Raw genomic sequence first — 15,942 nt, forward strand, 5'->3', positions numbered from 1 at the left:
CCGGGGGATCCGGATGCCGTCCAAATGAACCCGCCGATCTTTTATGATAATCGGGCAAACACGGAAGATACTGTTCCATTTCGCGAAATGGTGGGGACGACGCTCCGTTCCGCCTGCCGGAACAATCCATTTCGAATTTCGGCCATTAATCCGTCGGGCATCAAGGCCTAGTTGTTGGGGGTGCCGGACGAGCTGGCACCCACAGACCAACGGCTCGCCACTCTTCCCGATCCCCTCACGGCGAACCCCAAAGGAGACAATGACATGAACACGAGGACCATCCTGACCGCACTGGCCGCCATCGGCCTCAGCGTTGGCGCCATGAGCGCCGCCACCTCGCCGGCTTTCGCCCTGGTGCCCACCTCCGCTTCCGCGGTGAACACAGATACCGCCGGCATCGCCGTCCATGGTTATGACGTGGTGGCCTATTTCACCGAAGGCAAGCCGCGCGTCGGCAATGCCAGCCACACCACCACCTATGAAGGCGCACGTTACCAGTTCGCCAGCGCCGCCAATCTGAAGGCCTTCCAGGCCAATCCCGCCGCCTATGCGCCGGGCTTCGGCGGCTTCTGCGCCATGGGCGTGGCGCTGGAAAAGAAGCTCGATGGCGATCCCAAGGTCTGGAAGATCGTCGACGGCAAGCTCTACCTCAACGTCAACAAGGAGGTTTCGGTCGCCTGGCAGCGCGACATCCCCGGCAACCTGGTGAAGGCCAACGAAAACTGGCCGGCGATCAAGGACAAGGCCCCGGAGGCGCTGAACTGAGGCGCTGAACTGATCGCCAACTGACCTCTCCCCCTGGCGGCCGGCGCAAGCCGGCCGCCACCCCCAAGGAAAATCCGATGGATATCTCCCGTTCCGCCTTCCTGGCCGGCGCGCTGGCCACAGCGGTAACTGGCCTTGCCACCACCGCTGCCGCTGCCGACAAGCCCGCCCGCGAAAAATGCTTTGGCGTGTCGCTGGCAGGCTACAATGATTGCGCCGCCGGGCCCGGCACGTCCTGCTCCGGCACGTCCAAGGTCGATTACCAGGGCAACGCCTGGAAACTGGTGCCGGCCGGCACCTGCACCACCATGGTGTCGAAGACCTCCCCCACCGGTCACGGTCAGCTGGCGGCCTATACCCACGCCAAGCGCCGCTGATCCAATGACGGCCGCCGCCTCTTCCCCGCTGCGTTTGCCGCCTGCGGCTGAATTGGGCCTGCCGCCGTCTGCGGGGCTCGGCCTGCACCGCGAACATCTCGATGAGGTGCTTGGCCGTGCAGGCCGGCTCGGCTTCATCGAGATTCACGCCGAAAATTTCATGAGCGAAGGCGGCCCGACGCTGGCCCTGCTCGACCAGCTGGCGAGCCAATATCCGATCTCCCTGCACGGCGTCGCGCTGTCGCTGGGCGGTGAGGAACCGCTGGACCCGGCGCATCTGCAGCGCCTGCGCCGCATCATCGATCGCACCCGGCCCGCCAGTTTTTCCGAACATCTGGCTTGGGCCAGCCACGACGGCATCTATTTCAACGATCTGCTGCCGATCGCCTATGACGCGACGACATTGTCGCGCGTCGCCGATCATGTCGATGAAGCGCAATCGGCGCTGGGCATGCGGCTGCTGCTCGAAAACCCGTCCACCTATGTCAGCCACGCGGCAAGCGACTGGGATGAAATCGATTTCCTGGCAGAGATCGCCCGCCGCACAGGCTGCGGCCTGCTGCTCGACATCAACAATGCCGTCGTTTCATCGGTCAATCACGGCTGGGACCCGCAGGCCTATCTGCAGCGTTTCCCACTGGCGCTGGTCGGCGAGATCCATCTTGCTGGCCACAGTGAAACCCGCGACGACGCCGGGCAACGCCTGCTGATCGACAGCCATGGCGAAGCCATCGCCGAGCCAGTGTGGTTGCATTATGCCGACGTGATCGCCCGCGCCGGCCCGCTGCCGACCCTGATCGAGCGCGACAACGACATTCCCGCCTTTGCCGTAGTCGCCGCCGAAGTGGCGCAGGCCGCCGCCATTCTTGCCCGCCACGCCAGAAAGGCCGCGTGATGACGCCGCTGAAATCCTTTTCCATCGCCGTGCGCACCCCCGATGGCGTGCAGCCGATGTTCGTCAGCGCCGCAGGCGGCCGTTTCACCATCTACCAGCGCAACCATGTCGCCAGCCTCACCGCCGCGTTGGCCAAGACCTTCCCGGTGGTCCAGCGCCTGGTGGGGGAGCCCTTCTTTGCCGCGATGGCCGCGCGCTTCATTTTCCAGTCGCCGCCGCGTGTCCCCATGCTGGCCGACTATGGCGCCGATCTGGCCGATTTCATCGCCGCCTTCGAACCGGCGGAGAGCCTGCCGTTCCTGGCCGATGTCGCGCGGCTGGAATATGCCCGCGTGCGCGCCTGGCACGCCGCCGATCACGCATCGCCGCCACTGGACGGTGCCGACGCCGTGGCCGCGCTGCTGCCGCACCGTATTGTGCTGCACCCATCCGCCACCCTGATCCAGTCCGATCATCCTGTGCTGGCGATCTGGGCGGCCAACCAGCCGGAAACGGCAGTGCCGGTGGAAGACTGGCAACCGGAAACTGCGCTGGTGCACCGCTCCGGCGATGTCGTGCTGAACACGCCAATCGATGCCGACACAAACACGTTTCTGGCGGCGCTGCTGACCGCCGAAAGCCTTGAATCCGCACTGCTCGCCCTGCCCGACCCTGACACCGCCGGCGCTGCCCTGCTGCACGTCCTGCAGCTTCTGCAGGCTGGCGCATTGATCACAACTTGCCACGAAGGAACCCTGCCATGACCACCGCTCCCGCTCTCTTCCGCACCCTGCCCACACTGCTGGACCGCGTGCCATCCAGCCTGGCGCAACTTGTGTTGCGCTTCGGTCTCGCCGGCATCTTCTGGTCATCGGGCCGTACCAAGATCGAAGGGCTGCTGACCATTTCAGACGACACCTATTTCCTGTTCGAAGAAGAATATCAGCTGCCGTTGCTGTCCGCCCAACTGGCGGCGCAGCTTGGCACTTATGCCGAACATCTGTTCCCGATCCTGCTGGTGGTCGGCCTTGCCACCCGCCTGTCAGCACTGGCGCTGTTCGGAATGACGCTGGTCATCCAGATCTTTGTCTATCCCGATGCGCTGTTCGCCACCCATCTCGGCTGGTTCGCGCTGGCGCTGGCGGTGGCGACAGGCGGGCCGGGCACGTTGTCGCTGGATCACCTGCTGTTCCGCAAGCGGGACTAATTGATGTGCCGATCGGCGCGCAGCCGTTCGACGACGAGATCGACAAAGGCCCGCACCTTGGCCGACGCCCGCCGGCCTTCCGGGTGGACGACGTGGACGGGCAGGGGCTCGAGCTCGTAATCCGACAGCACGGTCTGCAAGGAACCCGATTCAAGCTGGGCGGCAATCTGGTACGACAAGGGCCGCGCCAGCCCCCAGCCTTGCGCGGCCGCCGCCACGATCGCTTCATAGGTGCTGCACGACAGCCGCGGCGTGACGGTCACGCCGATCTTCTCATCCTTGCCGAACCGCCAGTCCAGCGACGACCAGGAACCAGTCGAGGCAATGATGCGGTGGCCCGCCAGATCGGCTGGGTGCTGCGGCACGCCGTGACGATCGAAATAGGCCGGCGATCCGCACACCACCCGGCGCACCGTGCCAACTCTGATGGCACTGTAGCTTGAATCGGGCAGATGGCCGATGCGGATGGCCACATCGATGCCTTCATCGACGATGTTGACGACCCGATCGACAAAGATGGCGCGGCCGCTCACCTGCGGATTGGCATCCAGAAACTCGCGCAGGATCGGCATGATGTAATTGTTGCCGAACAACACCGACGCGGTGACGCTGAGCGTGCCGGTGGGCGTGGTGTAGGAACCCGATGCGGCGGCTTCGGCTTCGGCAATGTCGGCCAGGATGCGGCGGCAATCCTCGAAATAGCGTGCGCCCGGCTCGGTCAGCTTCACGGTGCGGGTGGTGCGGGTCAGAAGCCGGCTGCCGATCAGTTCCTCCAGGCTGGCCACCGCGCGGGTGACGGCGGGCGGGCTCATGTTCAGCTGGCGCGCGGCCTCGGCAAAGCCGCCGGTTTCGGCGACGCGCACAAACACCTGCATGGCGTGCAATCGTGACATTGTTCATTCCCCCAAACGGAACAATCCATTTCCGATTATCGCAATTCTGCCGCCTGGCAAATGAAATTACCAAGTGGGCCATGATCCACGCCCTCACCCACCAGCTGCATAGCGATGGCGCCCCTGCCTCCCTCCACCGGGTCTGGCAGCTGGCGACCCACATTCAGGCCATCATCATCACCGCTGCCGCCGGCGGCTCGGTTTCCACTGCGATTCCGCCGCTGGCGGCGCTGGCCATCAACGTTGTCCGCCATCGCGGGCCGGGATCATTCCACATAACGCAATAGTCACTTGTCGCGTTCGAAGCTTCTGCCCGCCGGGCTTTCCCCCCACTCTTCTCCCCGTTCGGCACGCCCCACTGAAGCTGAACCAATCCCTCGCAAAGGACCCATGATCATGAAGCTCCACTACCACCCGCTTTCCGGCCACGCCCACCGCGCCCGGCTGTTCCTGTCGCTGATCGGTGCCGATTTCGAACTGGTCGAAGTCGACCTGGCCAAGGGTGCCCACAAGGCGCCGGCCTTCCTCGCCCTCAACCGCTTCGGCCAGGTACCGGTGCTGGAAGATGATGGCGTGATCATCGCCGATGCCAACGCCATCCTGATCTATCTCGCCAAGAAGTTCGGCAAGAGTGATTGGCTGCCGGCCGATCCCGTTGGCGGTGCTGCCGTGCAACGCTGGCTTTCGGTTGCCGCCGGCCAGATCGCCTTTGGTCCGGCCGCGGCCCGCCTGATCACCGTGTTCGGCGCCGGCTTCAACGCCGACGAAGTCATCGCCCGCGCCCATGCCATCCTGAAGATCCTGGAAGCCGAACTCGTGAGCCGCGACTGGATCGCCGCCAGCCACCCGACCATCGCCGATGTCGCGCTCTACAGCTACATCGCGCGCGCGCCGGAAGGCAATGTCAGCCTCGATGCCTATCCGGCCGTGCAGGGCTGGCTGAAGCGCATCGAAGCGCTGCCGGGCTTCGTGCCCTTCGTCAGCACACCGGTTGGCCTGTCGGCCGCCGCCTGAACCCCCATCCCCCGGGGCTGGCCATGCCGGCCCCGGGGCTCTGCTGAAAGGCGCGCGTGATGGCCGGCCATGGTTCGATCGAAATGCCCTCCCCCTGGCACGCCGGCGAAATCACGCTCCAGCAAGGCCTGGGCGTTGCCGAACGCATGGCGATTGCCGGCCAGAAGGTCATCCGCGATCACATGCCCGATCAGCACCGCACCTTCTTCGCGCAGCTGCCGTTCCTGGTCGCCGGCGCCGTCGATGCGGCCGGTGATGTCTGGGCCACGCTGCTCACCGGCGCGCCGGGCTTTGCACAGTCACCCGATCCGCGCACCCTGGCCTTCGCGCTGCCACGCGACGCCGCCGATCCGGCCAACGCTGGCCTGAATAATGGCGATGCCATCGGCCTGCTCGGCATCGAACTGCACAGCCGCCGCCGCAACCGCATGAACGGCCATGTGCGCCGCACGGGCGAAGCCGGCTTTGCCGTCCATGTCGAACATAGTTTCGGCAATTGCCCGCAATATATCCAGCTGCGCGACTGGCAGATGCTCGATCAGCCCGCCACGGCGCCGGGCATGGTGGAGCGGCAGGATCATCTCGACGCCGCCGCGCGCGCCATGATTGCCGCGGCCGATACCTTCTTCGTCGCCTCCTATCTGGATGGCGACGCCGGCCGCCAGGTTGATGCCTCGCATCGCGGCGGCAAGCCCGGCTTCGTGCGCATCGATGCCGATGGCGCGCTCACCATTCCGGATTTCGCCGGCAATCTGCACTTCAACACGCTGGGCAATTTCCTGCTCAATCCGCGCGCCGGGCTGACCTTCGTTGATTTCGCCAGCGGCGACCTGCTCCAAATGACCGGCGAAGCCGAGGTGATCCTTCAATCCCCCGAAATCGCCGCCTTCCAGGGCGCCGAGCGGCTGTGGCGCTTCCGGCCGCGCATCGTCGTGCGTCGCCCGGCGGCGCTGCCGCTGCGCTGGACGTTCCGCGACTGGTCGGCCAATTCGTTGATGACCGGTTCCTGGGAAGACGCGGCGTCGCGGCTGCAGGCGCAGGCGCTGGCAACGCAGTGGCGGCCGTTTCGCGTCGCCCGCATTGTCGAGGAAAGCGCGGTGATCCGCTCCTTCCACCTCGAACCCGCCGATGGCGCCGGCATCACCCCGCACCGCGCCGGCCAGCATCTGCCCATCCGCCTTGCCATAGCGGGCGAAGCCAGGCCCGTCATACGCACCTACACGCTGTCAACCGCGCCGTCCGACGGCGGTTATCGCATCAGTGTGCGACGGCAGGGCCTGGCTTCGGCATTTCTGCACGACCAGATTGGCGTTGGGGATCTGATCGAGGCGCGCGCGCCTGCCGGCGATTTCACCATTGATGCCGCCGAACGCCGGCCCGCCGTGCTGATCGGTGCCGGGGTCGGGGTGACGCCGATGCTCGCGATGCTGCGTCACGTGGTTTATGAAGGGCTGCGCACGCGGCGGGTGCGGCCCACTATGTTCATCCAGGCGGCGCGCACCCGCAGCGAACGTGGCTTCGATGCGGAAATTGCCGAACTGGTGGCGCGCGCCGAAGGCAAGGTGCGACTGGTCCGCACGCTCGATGACACGACCGACGGCGCGCAGGCCGGGGTGGATTATGACGTCGCCGGCCGGGTCGACATGGCGCTGCTGCGCCAGCTGCTCGGCTTTGACGATCATGATTTCTACCTGTGCGGCCCACCGCCGTTCATGCAGGCGCTGTATGACGGGCTGCGCGATCTCAACATCGCCGATGGCCGCATCCATGCCGAAGCCTTTGGCCCGGCCTCCATGCGCCGCCGTGTCGATGCCGCTGCCGCGCCCGCCGCCCAGCCTTCGGCAACCCCGGTGCCCGTGGCCTTCGCCGCCTCGGCCAAGGAAGCGCGCTGGGCTCCGGGCAGCGGCAGCCTGCTCGATCTGGCCGAAGCCCGCGGCCTGGCACCGGAATATAGCTGCCGTGGCGGCAGTTGCGGCACCTGTCGCACCCGCATCATCGCCGGCGCCGTGGCCTATGAAACCCCACCATCGGCCAGCGTTGGCGCCGATGAAGCCCTGATCTGCTGCGCCATGCCGGCGGACAGCGCCAGCGGTGGCAGCGACCGCCTGATCCTCGATCTCTGAAAGACCTTCCGATGACCAAACGTGTCTTGCTGCTCCTCGCCGACGGGTTCGAACCGATGGAGGCCGCCGGTTTCACCGACGTGCTGGGCTGGGCCAATATCGATGGCGACGAACCGATCGAACTGGTGTCGGCCGGCCTGCGCTCGCCGTTGAAGGCGACATTCGGCTTTTCGGTCATCCCTGATGCGCTGGTCACCGATCTTGATCTCGACAGTTTCGATGCGCTGGCGGTGCCGGGCGGCTTTGGCAGCGCCGGCTTCTACACCGATGCCCTGTCCGAACCGTTCCTCGCCGTCATCCGCCACTTTGCCGGGCGCCAGCAGGCGGTGGCATCGGTGTGCGTCGCCGCGCTGGCGCTGGGCGCAGCCGGCGTGCTCGAAGGCCGCGTTGCCACCACCTATCATCAGGCCGGCGGCAAGCGCCGCGCCCAGCTCGAATCCCATGGCGCCCACTTCATCGATGAAGCCGTGGTGGTGGATGGCAATCTGATCAGCTCCACCGGGCCGGGCACCGCGGTCGAGGTCGCCTTCACCCTGCTCGCCGACCTGACCTCGGAACGCAACAGCGCGCGCATCCGCGATCTGATGCGGGTGCCATGGCCGGCGCCGTCGTGGTGGACGAGCCCGCAGGTGCCGCCAACATGAGCCCGACCGATGTTGCCTTCACGCCGGCGGTCAAGGCCGTGCAGGCGCGCAAGGGTTCGCGCGCCATCTATGCCGGCATGGAAATGGCGTGCGCCATCGACGAAGACCTGGCCGCCTTCATCGCCGCGCGCGACAGTTTCTACCTCGCCAGCGCCAGCGCCGATGGCCAGCCCTATATCCAGCATCGCGGCGGCCCCAAGGGCTTCCTGCACGTGATCGACGAACACACGCTGGGCTTCGCCGATCTGCGCGGCAATCGCCAATATGTCTCCACTGGGAATTTCGCCGAAAACCCCAAGGCCTTCATTTTCGTGATGGATTATGCCCGGCGGCAGCGCGTCAAGATCTGGGGCACGCTGCGGGTGGTGGAGGATGATCCGGCGCTGATCGCTTCGCTGCTGCCGGCCGGCGCAAAGCTGCGGGCGGAATCAGCCATGCTGTTCACCGTCACCGCCTGGGATCCGAACTGCCCGGCCCACATCCCGCAGCTGTTCCCCGCCGCCGATGTGGCCGCTGCGCTGGCCGCGAAAGACGCCCGCATCGCAGCGCTCGAAGCCGAACTGGCCGCACGCCGCTGAATTCCGCAAAATGGAATAATATATTCCGTTTTTCCGCCATTCTGCCGCAGCCCGCGCCGGTGCATAGCCACTTCATCGGGCCCGCCGCGGTGGTGGGCCCCAAACACCAACAGCCTGAACGAGGTTCCGGGCACCATGATCGGCTTCCCCGGGCCCATCATGCACTGCCGGACGTCGTGGCGGGCGGGGCGACCCTCCATAGCCCCGCCCGCCCTTCACCTGGAGACACATGATGACCCGCCCGCCTCTGCCCCCCTTCACGCTCGCCAGTGCCGCCGAAAAGGTCCGGCTGGCCGAAGATGGCTGGAACAGCCGCGATCCCGCACGTGTCGCGCTGGCCTACACGCCGGATTGCAGCTGGCGCAACCGCGCCGAATTCGTCACGGGCCGCGCCGAGATCGAGGCCCTGCTCACCCGCAAATGGGCGCGCGAGCTGGATTACCGCCTGATCAAGCAACTCTGGGCCCACGATGGCAATCGCATCGCGGTGCGCTTTGCCTATGAATATCACGACGACAGCGGGCAATGGTTCCGCGCTTACGGCAACGAGAATTGGGAGTTCGACGGCGATGGCCTGATGCGACGCCGCATCGCCAGCATCAATGAACACCCGATCAGTGCCGCGGATCGCAAGTTCCACTGGCCGCTGGGTCGCCGCCCCGATGATCATCCGGGCCTGAGCGACTTCGGCTTCTGACGCCCCTTTCTGCCGGAGACTCCCCATGAAGATGCGTTCAACCTGTCTGGCCGACGACAAGCCCTGGCTGCTGCGTTATGCGCTCGCCTTTGCCGCCATCCTTGGCTTTGGCGGCTTTGCCTTCAGCCTTGGTGATGGCGTCGCGGCCTTCCGGCTTCAGGCTGTCTTCTTCGTTCTGCTGTTCAGCGCCATCCTGCTGCCGCTGTTGGAAATCTGGTGGCGGGATTGCCCGACCAGGCTGCACCGGTGACCGAAATGCCCACGCCAATCCTGCTGGATGATCGCATCCGTATCCAGGTCGAACTGGCGCTGACCAGTGCGGCTGGCTGTGCCCAGGTGCGGGCGACGCAGGAATGCACGGCTCGCGCCGCCGGGCTTTCAGGCGCCGAGATTGATGCCGCGCGCGGCCGCCGCTGCTTTGACCGGCGCGCCCAGGCCGCCGTGGCGCTGGCCTGCACCCTGGGCTCGGCACTCACGCCGATCAAGGAGCTGCTCGCCTCGCCGTTCGCCGCCAAGGCGCGCCGCGATGGCCTTGCCGACGATGAGATCGAAGCCATCCACGCCATGGCCGCCCTGGCCTGCACCGCAACGGAGATCCCATGATGACCATCGCTCCGCTCACCACGCTTGCTGCCCGCCTGCTGGCACCGCGGCGGGCGCCGGCTGCGCCCTGCCCGCCGCAGGACGCTGGCCCGACCGACGATTGGGCGGCATCGGTGCTGCAATCCATCCGCTGCGAACTGCCGCTGATGGAATCGATCATGCGGATGATGTGATCCCCGCCTCACCAAAGGAACATGCCATGATCGAAGTCTTCACCGCCAACACCCCCAATGGCATCAAGGTGCCGATCGCGCTGGAGGAACTGGGCGTTCCCTAAACGATCCGGAAAATGGCCCTGGGTTCGCCCGATCTGCGTTCGGCCGATTATCTGCAGATCAATCCCAACGCCCGGATCCCGGCCATCCGGCACCATGATGGCGGGAACCAGCCTGTCACCATCTTCGAATCCGGTGCGGTCCTGCTCTATCTCGCCCAGACCTATGGCGGCCTGCTGGGCACCACGCCGGCGGCGCGCGGGCAAACACTCAGCTGGCTGTTTCTGCAAGTGGCGGGGCTGGGGCCGATGATGGGCAACGCCGGGCATTTCCGGTCGCTGCCGTCGCCTGATCCTTACGCCCTTGGTCGCTTCGTTGGTGAGGCTGGCCGTTATCTCGGGCTGGTCGAAGCGCGCTTGCACGAAGCGGACTGGCTCAATGGCGAATCCTACTCGATTGCCGACATCGCGCATTTCTCGTGGATCCGCAGTGCCGGTTATGCGGGCTTTGACCTCAAGGATTTTCCCGCCTTGCGCGCCTGGGTCGATCGGATCGCCCAGCGCCCCGCCACCGTGCGTGGGCTGCAGAGCCTCGCCTGAGCCGGCACCCGGGTGCTGCCAGAGCGGCCGTTCACACCTGCGCGCCGTGAAACCAGGCGGGATCAGGGGTCGGCACGCGCATGCGCAGGCGCAGCTCCTGCGCAAACGCCGGTGAAGACAGGCGTTCCAGAAGCTTCAAGGCCAGTTCGATGCCGGTGCCTGGCCCGGTTGATGTCATCAGATGGCCGTCAATGACCAGCGGCTCGTCCACGAAAATGGCGCCATAGCCTTCCAGCTCGGCCTTCCGCGTGCCGCCGATCTGATGATAGACGGTTGCGCGCTTGCCGCTGAGCACGCCGGCCGCGCCGAGCGACAAGCCACTCACGCAGACCGCCGCAATCGGCGCCTGCCGCTTGTCGAAATTCCGGATGATCTCGAGGAAGGGTTCGGACAGCGCCTCTTCATAGAAGCCGGCATCACCAAAGCCGCCCGGAATGACCAGGGCGTCGAAATCCTCGGCCTGAATGTCACCCAACAGCGCTTCGGGGATCACGTCGAACCCGAAGGTGGACCTGACCGGGCTGCGTAGCCCGACCGAAAGCTGGTCAAAACGAACATCGCCGTAGATCGAGGCCCAGCCGAAGACCTCGGTGAAACAGCCCGCCTCCATGACTTCAAAGCCATTGGACAGCAGGATCAGCACCAGCTTTTGCATCAGCACCCCCACTGACAGACACGAACGTCTGCCCCCCTGCGCTGATGTCAAGCTACAACCAAAACATGACAGTTGGCCAATGCCACCGGACAGCGCACGATTCCGATCTGGTCGTGAAGCTGCCAACCGATCATTTGCGGGGCGTACGTCACCCCCGGCCCTTGCCGGCCTGCTACTTCGCGGCGTCGAAGGTGCCAGCCTTCACCGCGACAGGCTTCGCCGTGGGATAGAACTGCACGAAGGTCGTATCGACGGCACCACTGGCCTTGTGACAGGAATAGCACTCTGCATCGCCGGGGATCATTTGTGCGGGCTGGCCGTCGCTGTGGACGAAGAAGGCCCATCCATCCTTGAAGCGCTTGGAATCCTTCACGTGAACTTCAAGGCCAAACACCTCCTCGGTCTGGAACGTGCCCCCCTTGCTGATCGAACCCTCGTGCGCACCCATGCGCGGTTCCTTGATCAACATGGTGCCTTCGGGCCACTTGCCGGTTTTCTTGAACGCCTGCCACGAAACCGGGTCCACGAAGACATTATCGACCATATCATGGTTCATTCCGCTGGCCTGCTCGCTGTAGGTCATGTTCACGCCCGACGTCAGGAAGACCCATTCGCGATAGTCTTTCGGGAAGATCAGATCGCCTGATGCCGTGTATCGTGCCGCGGCTTCCGGCAATGAATTCGTATAGGCAGCTGCCCCGAAACCGGCGACGATCAGAGTAGCCGCGCCAATGAGAATTGGGCCATATTTCATGGTATTTTCCTGATTGTTGTTCGACAATGATCGATCTTCTAGCGATCTGTTTGAATCTGATTGCTTCACGCCTTGATCTTCTTGTCCAAGACCAGGATCGTGGATTAATTGTTGCGGCAAATCCGGTAAATAAGCGTATTTGGAAATGGTGAATTCCGTTTTCCGGAATAGTAGCCGTCCACCCGGGAGGGGAGTTTGGCGTCTATTATTCCGATTTCCGGCACAGAGTGTTTCATCTTTGTGCGATTGTTGATATTTTCCTGAAGGCCTAGTTCTCGCCCATCAACTGATCGAGCGAGAGTGTCATGCCACAGACCAGGTCCATCAAAGCCGACGTCGTCATCATTGGTGCGGGTAGCGCGGGCATGTCCGCCTACAAATCGGCACGCCAATTCACGGACTCGATCCTGGTGATCGAGGAGGGGCATTACGGGACGACCTGTGCCCGCGTTGGCTGCATGCCGTCGAAGTTGCTGATCGCGGCGGCCGAAGCGGCGCATCACGTCCAGCACGCGGGCCGGTTCGGCATCAAGGTCGCGCAGCCAGAAGTCGACGGCAAGGCCGTGATGGCCCGGCTTCGCGCCGAGCGCGACCGGTTCGTCGGCTTCGTTGTGGAGGACGTCGAAGGCTGGCCAGAGGCGCACAAGATCCGGGGTTCGGCGCGCTTCGTTGCGCCTGGCCGTCTGATTCTGGACGATGGAACCGAAATCGAAGCCGGGCGCGTGGTGATTGCGACCGGCTCGCGCTCGGTCTGGCCGTCGGCGTGGAATGCGCTGGGGGATCGGCTCATCATCAACGACGACGTGTTTTATTGGGATGATCTGCCATCATCCGTCGCGGTCTTTGGCAATGGCGTCATCGGGCTGGAACTTGCCCAGGCGCTCCACCGGTTGGGCGTGCGGGTCAAGCTGTTCGGGCGGAGCGGCCGCGTTGGTCCGCTGACGGACCCTGATGTCGCGGCGGCGGCGCTTGCTGCCTACGCCGCGGAGTATCGCTTCTCGCCTGCAGCGCAGGTTGCTGCTGTCGAGCGCCAGGGAGACCAAGTGGTCGTGGCCGAACGCATTGATGGCCAGGACGTGGAGGAACGCTTCGACTATCTGATCGCCGCCACCGGCCGCCAGCCCAACCTCGATCGGCTCGGTCTGGAACATGCCGGCATAAAGCTAGACGAGCGCGGCACCCCGGTGGGCTGGGATCGTCGCACCGCCCGGATCGGCGAGAGCCGCATCTTCCTGGCCGGCGATGCCGCGCCCGATGCGCCGCTGCTGCATGAAGCGTCGGATGCCGGGCGGATCGCCGGGGAGAATGCCGCACGCTTTCCCGACGTGGCGCCCCGCCATCGCCGCACGCCAATCGGCGTTGTCTTTTCCGACCCGCAGATCGCCATGGTCGGGCAAAGCCACGCCCAGCTGACCAAGGCCGGGGCACGATTCATCACGGGCACGGTCGATTTCACCGGGCAAGGTCGCGCCCGGGTGGCGGGGCGCAACATCGGAAAGCTCGCACTCTATGCGCACCCCGAAACCGGAAAATTCCTCGGAGCAGAAATGGCCGGCCCTGCCGCTGAACATATTGCACATTTGCTGGCCTGGGCGATCGAAGCAGATCGTTCAGTCCAGCAGATGCTCGACAGCCCGTTCTATCACCCGGTCATCGAGGAAGGGGTTCGCACCGCGCTGCGGGCAGCGCGCGATGCGATGCACGAAAAGTCCCCGGCCCATCGCCCTTGTCTCGACTGCCGAGCAGCGGCCTGATCGACTACGAACCTGAGCGCGATTGCCTGCTCCCGAAGAGGCATATGTTCGTGCAGAACCCGAGCCATGGACGTCCCAGGGCCGGTTGCGGACGGGCTGATCTGGCAAGTCCGGGGCGCGAGCGCTGCCATCGTGGGCCAGCGCCTGTGGCAAGGGCGCGACTATGCGGCAGGATGCGATTCACCCATCCGGGCGCAGCCCGCGCACAGATGGCAGCGTCTTGGCGATCACGGCTGCTTCGGTGCGGTTGGCAGCGCCCAGTTGATCCAGAAGCTGCGCCACATAGGTTTTCACTGTTTCCGGCCCGATGCCCAGTTCGCGGGCCATTTCCTTGTTGGTCATCCCGTCGCCAAGCAGGCGCGCGATGTCGGCAAGACGGCCCGTCAGCGGCACAGGCGATGCGGCTGGCGATGACGGGCTGGACGCCAGATAATCGGGGCAATAGCGCCCACCCGCCAGCACATGATCCACGGCCGACAGCATCATGGCCGGCGCCGATGTCTTGTGCAGGAAGCCGGCGGCACCCGCCGCCATCAGCTCTGCCACCAATTCCGCATCGCGCATGCCGCTGACGACGACAAGGCGCGTGGATGGCGCCGCCTGCATGATCGCCGCGATGCCGGCTACGGGCGCGGCGCCCGGCATGTCCGCATCGATCAGCGCCAGATCAGGCGGGCTTTCGGCGGCGGCGGCGATGGCGCCTGGAAAATCGCAGGCCAGGCGCATGCGCGCTGCGGGAAATCGCGATCGAAACAAGGTTGCCAGCGCTTCCGCCACCAGTGGATGATCATCGGCAATCAGCAATTGCTGCGGTTCCGGCAGGGGGGTGATCATGCCGCCACCGCCTGCACTGCCGTGTCTGCCGGGGGCAGCCACAGACGGAAAGCCGCGCCCTTTTGCCAGCGCGGATCAAGGCTGGCCTTGCCGTGCATCAGGGCCAGCAACCGCCGAACCGAAGCCAGCCCGATGCCGAAGCCGCCGCGCCCGGCGTTGCTGCCCTGGGCATAATCCTCGAAAATCTCGTCCTGATCGGCCGGTGCCACGCCGCAGCCATCGTCAATCGCCCAGATGGCGATGCCGCCGGCAGCGCGGCGGGCGCCCAGCAGCAGCCGCTTGCCGCCGGAATGGCGGATGGCATTGGCCACCAGATTGTCGATGGCGCGGCGCAGCAGGGCGGGATCGGCGGCGGCAACAAGGCGGCTGGGCACGACCCGGATCGCAAGACCGATCTCGGCGGCGGCCGGCGCGCTGGTTTCGGCGGCGGCCAGCAGGATCGGGCCAACCGGCACGCCGCCGATGCGCGCCACTTCCGCGCCGGCTTCCAGCCGCATGTGATCGATCATCGAATCCACCAGGCCGATGGCCGCGGAGAAGGCCTGATCGGCCTTGGCCGTTGCCTGCAACTGGGCCGGACCAGGTGGCGTATCCTGGCTGATGCGCGACCACAGCCGTGCGGCAGCCAATGGCTGCTTCAGATCATGGCTGGCACTGGCGATGAAACGTGCCTTGGCCTGGCGTTCGGCCGCCGCCACGGCCAGCGCCTGGCGCACATCGGCCGCCGCGGCTTCCACGGCCAGTTGCCGGGTCACGGCATCGATCACGTTGCGACGCGCTTCGCTGCGCAGAGCCACCATCGAAGCACAGGCAACGAGCAGGAACAAAGCCCACAACAGCCCGTGCGGCATGCCACTGTAGAGCGCGAAGGCAGCGCCGGAGAGCGCCACCGAGGCAAGACCAATGGCCGGCACCGGCTGGGCGGCGCTGGTGGTCAGCACGCTCACCGCCAGGCTCCAGGGGATCAGCGCAATGCCGAGCATCTGCGCGGCCGGCGGTGCGCCGCGCATCAACACCCAGGGGCCAAGCACCAGCATCAAGGTCATCATCGGATAGAGGATCAGCATCGGCAGCAGCCACTTGCTGTTCACTTCGGTATCGGAAGGGCGCTCGCGCAGGAAAATCCGGATCAGCACGAGCAGCGTGGCATTCTGGATCAAGACGGCCGCCAGCCACACATCGGCCAGCCAGCGCGGGCTGGCAGTGGCGCGGAAGGACAGCCACAGCCCCGTCGCCGTCACCGTCCAGATCAACAGGCCGATCAGTCCCAATGGCGCCTGGGCGCGCATTTCCGACGCGACCACCGCCTGATTGGTACCCTCGGCTGGCAACAAAAGTGCCACGCGACTCCCTCAG

General features: G+C 65.4%; 21 protein-coding genes. 16 read left to right on the forward strand and 5 right to left on the reverse strand.

Translation table 11 applies throughout. The features are described from left to right. Nucleotides 1-264: 264 nt before the first annotated feature. From D619_RS0108690 to D619_RS0108710, 5 genes are all read left to right on the forward strand, one after another. Nucleotides 265-765: a YHS domain-containing (seleno)protein gene (locus D619_RS0108690; protein WP_017668194.1), complete on the forward strand. Its 501-nt coding sequence runs from the start codon at nucleotides 265-267 to the stop codon at nucleotides 763-765. Nucleotides 766-842: 77 nt separating this feature from the next. Then, nucleotides 843-1,142: a DUF2282 domain-containing protein gene (locus tag D619_RS0108695; RefSeq protein ID WP_017668195.1), complete on the forward strand. Its 300-nt coding sequence runs from the start codon at nucleotides 843-845 to the stop codon at nucleotides 1,140-1,142. A gap of 4 nt (nucleotides 1,143-1,146) precedes the next feature. Continuing rightward, on the forward strand, nucleotides 1,147-2,037 hold the full coding sequence (locus D619_RS0108700) for a DUF692 domain-containing protein (RefSeq protein WP_017668196.1): 891 nt from the start codon (nucleotides 1,147-1,149) through the stop codon (nucleotides 2,035-2,037). Further along, nucleotides 2,037-2,780 (forward strand): DNA-binding domain-containing protein, encoded by a 744-nt coding sequence (locus tag D619_RS16175; protein ID WP_017668197.1) that lies wholly within the window; start codon nucleotides 2,037-2,039, stop codon nucleotides 2,778-2,780. Before D619_RS0108700 ends, D619_RS16175 begins: the two co-directional genes overlap by 1 nt. Then, nucleotides 2,777-3,223, forward strand: coding sequence for a DoxX family protein (locus tag D619_RS0108710; protein ID WP_017668198.1), 447 nt, complete (start codon nucleotides 2,777-2,779; stop codon nucleotides 3,221-3,223). The genes D619_RS16175 and D619_RS0108710 overlap by 4 nt, the downstream gene beginning before the upstream one ends. Here the strand turns inward: D619_RS0108710 and D619_RS0108715 are convergent. After that, nucleotides 3,220-4,116: a LysR family transcriptional regulator gene (locus tag D619_RS0108715; protein WP_026090871.1), complete on the reverse strand. Its 897-nt coding sequence runs from the start codon at nucleotides 4,114-4,116 to the stop codon at nucleotides 3,220-3,222. The two genes, D619_RS0108710 and D619_RS0108715, sit on opposite strands and share 4 nt — an antisense overlap. 80 nt (nucleotides 4,117-4,196) lie before the next feature. Between D619_RS0108715 and D619_RS0108720 the strand changes: the two genes are divergently transcribed. The 10 genes from D619_RS0108720 (at nucleotide 4,197) to D619_RS16950 (ending at nucleotide 10,589) form a co-directional block, all read left to right on the forward strand. Continuing rightward, nucleotides 4,197-4,403, forward strand: coding sequence for a hypothetical protein (locus D619_RS0108720; RefSeq protein ID WP_017668200.1), 207 nt, complete (start codon nucleotides 4,197-4,199; stop codon nucleotides 4,401-4,403). 109 nt (nucleotides 4,404-4,512) lie between these two features. After that, complete coding sequence (locus D619_RS0108725) at nucleotides 4,513-5,130, forward strand: glutathione S-transferase (protein ID WP_026090872.1); 618 nt, start codon at nucleotides 4,513-4,515, stop codon at nucleotides 5,128-5,130. A 59-nt stretch (nucleotides 5,131-5,189) separates the two neighbouring features. Further along, entirely contained in the window at nucleotides 5,190-7,253 is a 2,064-nt protein-coding gene (locus tag D619_RS0108730; protein ID WP_017668202.1) for a pyridoxamine 5'-phosphate oxidase family protein, read from the forward strand. An 11-nt stretch (nucleotides 7,254-7,264) separates the two neighbouring features. Beyond that, nucleotides 7,265-7,897 (forward strand): DJ-1/PfpI family protein, encoded by a 633-nt coding sequence (locus tag D619_RS0108735; RefSeq protein ID WP_017668203.1) that lies wholly within the window; start codon nucleotides 7,265-7,267, stop codon nucleotides 7,895-7,897. Then, entirely contained in the window at nucleotides 7,894-8,475 is a 582-nt protein-coding gene (locus tag D619_RS0108740) for a pyridoxamine 5'-phosphate oxidase family protein (RefSeq protein ID WP_026090873.1), read from the forward strand. The genes D619_RS0108735 and D619_RS0108740 overlap by 4 nt, the downstream gene beginning before the upstream one ends. A 232-nt stretch (nucleotides 8,476-8,707) precedes the next feature. Continuing rightward, nucleotides 8,708-9,172 carry a nuclear transport factor 2 family protein gene (locus D619_RS0108745; RefSeq protein ID WP_026090874.1) on the forward strand — a complete coding sequence of 155 codons (465 nt, stop codon included), beginning with the start codon at nucleotides 8,708-8,710 and terminating at the stop codon, nucleotides 9,170-9,172. Between the two features lie 25 nt (nucleotides 9,173-9,197). Then, nucleotides 9,198-9,422, forward strand: a complete 225-nt coding sequence (locus D619_RS0108750) for a hypothetical protein (protein ID WP_017668206.1) — start codon at nucleotides 9,198-9,200, stop codon at nucleotides 9,420-9,422. A 5-nt stretch (nucleotides 9,423-9,427) separates the two neighbouring features. Further along, on the forward strand, nucleotides 9,428-9,775 hold the full coding sequence (locus tag D619_RS16180) for a hypothetical protein (protein WP_193743280.1): 348 nt from the start codon (nucleotides 9,428-9,430) through the stop codon (nucleotides 9,773-9,775). After that, nucleotides 9,772-9,948, forward strand: a complete 177-nt coding sequence (locus D619_RS18075; RefSeq protein WP_020480437.1) for a hypothetical protein — start codon at nucleotides 9,772-9,774, stop codon at nucleotides 9,946-9,948. Before D619_RS16180 ends, D619_RS18075 begins: the two co-directional genes overlap by 4 nt. A 116-nt stretch (nucleotides 9,949-10,064) precedes the next feature. Beyond that, nucleotides 10,065-10,589 carry a glutathione binding-like protein gene (locus D619_RS16950; protein WP_017668210.1) on the forward strand — a complete coding sequence of 175 codons (525 nt, stop codon included), beginning with the start codon at nucleotides 10,065-10,067 and terminating at the stop codon, nucleotides 10,587-10,589. Between the two features lie 31 nt (nucleotides 10,590-10,620). Here the strand turns inward: D619_RS16950 and D619_RS0108770 are convergent, their stop codons facing one another. Next, nucleotides 10,621-11,244 (reverse strand): DJ-1/PfpI family protein, encoded by a 624-nt coding sequence (locus D619_RS0108770; protein WP_033373305.1) that lies wholly within the window; start codon nucleotides 11,242-11,244, stop codon nucleotides 10,621-10,623. A 172-nt stretch (nucleotides 11,245-11,416) separates the two neighbouring features. Continuing rightward, nucleotides 11,417-12,025 carry a cytochrome P460 family protein gene (locus D619_RS0108775; protein ID WP_017668212.1) on the reverse strand — a complete coding sequence of 203 codons (609 nt, stop codon included), beginning with the start codon at nucleotides 12,023-12,025 and terminating at the stop codon, nucleotides 11,417-11,419. A 278-nt stretch (nucleotides 12,026-12,303) separates the two neighbouring features. On the opposite strand from D619_RS0108775, the gene D619_RS0108780 reads away from it, so the two are divergent. Then, nucleotides 12,304-13,752 carry a dihydrolipoyl dehydrogenase gene (locus D619_RS0108780; protein WP_026090875.1) on the forward strand — a complete coding sequence of 483 codons (1,449 nt, stop codon included), beginning with the start codon at nucleotides 12,304-12,306 and terminating at the stop codon, nucleotides 13,750-13,752. A gap of 180 nt (nucleotides 13,753-13,932) precedes the next feature. Here the strand turns inward: D619_RS0108780 and D619_RS0108785 are convergent, their stop codons facing one another. Continuing rightward, nucleotides 13,933-14,586 (reverse strand): response regulator transcription factor, encoded by a 654-nt coding sequence (locus D619_RS0108785; protein ID WP_017668215.1) that lies wholly within the window; start codon nucleotides 14,584-14,586, stop codon nucleotides 13,933-13,935. Further along, complete coding sequence (locus tag D619_RS0108790; RefSeq protein ID WP_017668216.1) at nucleotides 14,583-15,929, reverse strand: HAMP domain-containing sensor histidine kinase; 1,347 nt, start codon at nucleotides 15,927-15,929, stop codon at nucleotides 14,583-14,585. Before D619_RS0108790 ends, D619_RS0108785 begins: the two co-directional genes overlap by 4 nt. Nucleotides 15,930-15,942 lie beyond the last annotated feature (13 nt).

The organism is Sandarakinorhabdus sp. AAP62, assembly GCF_000331225.1.
In the GTDB taxonomy this organism is placed as follows: domain Bacteria; phylum Pseudomonadota; class Alphaproteobacteria; order Sphingomonadales; family Sphingomonadaceae; genus Sandarakinorhabdus.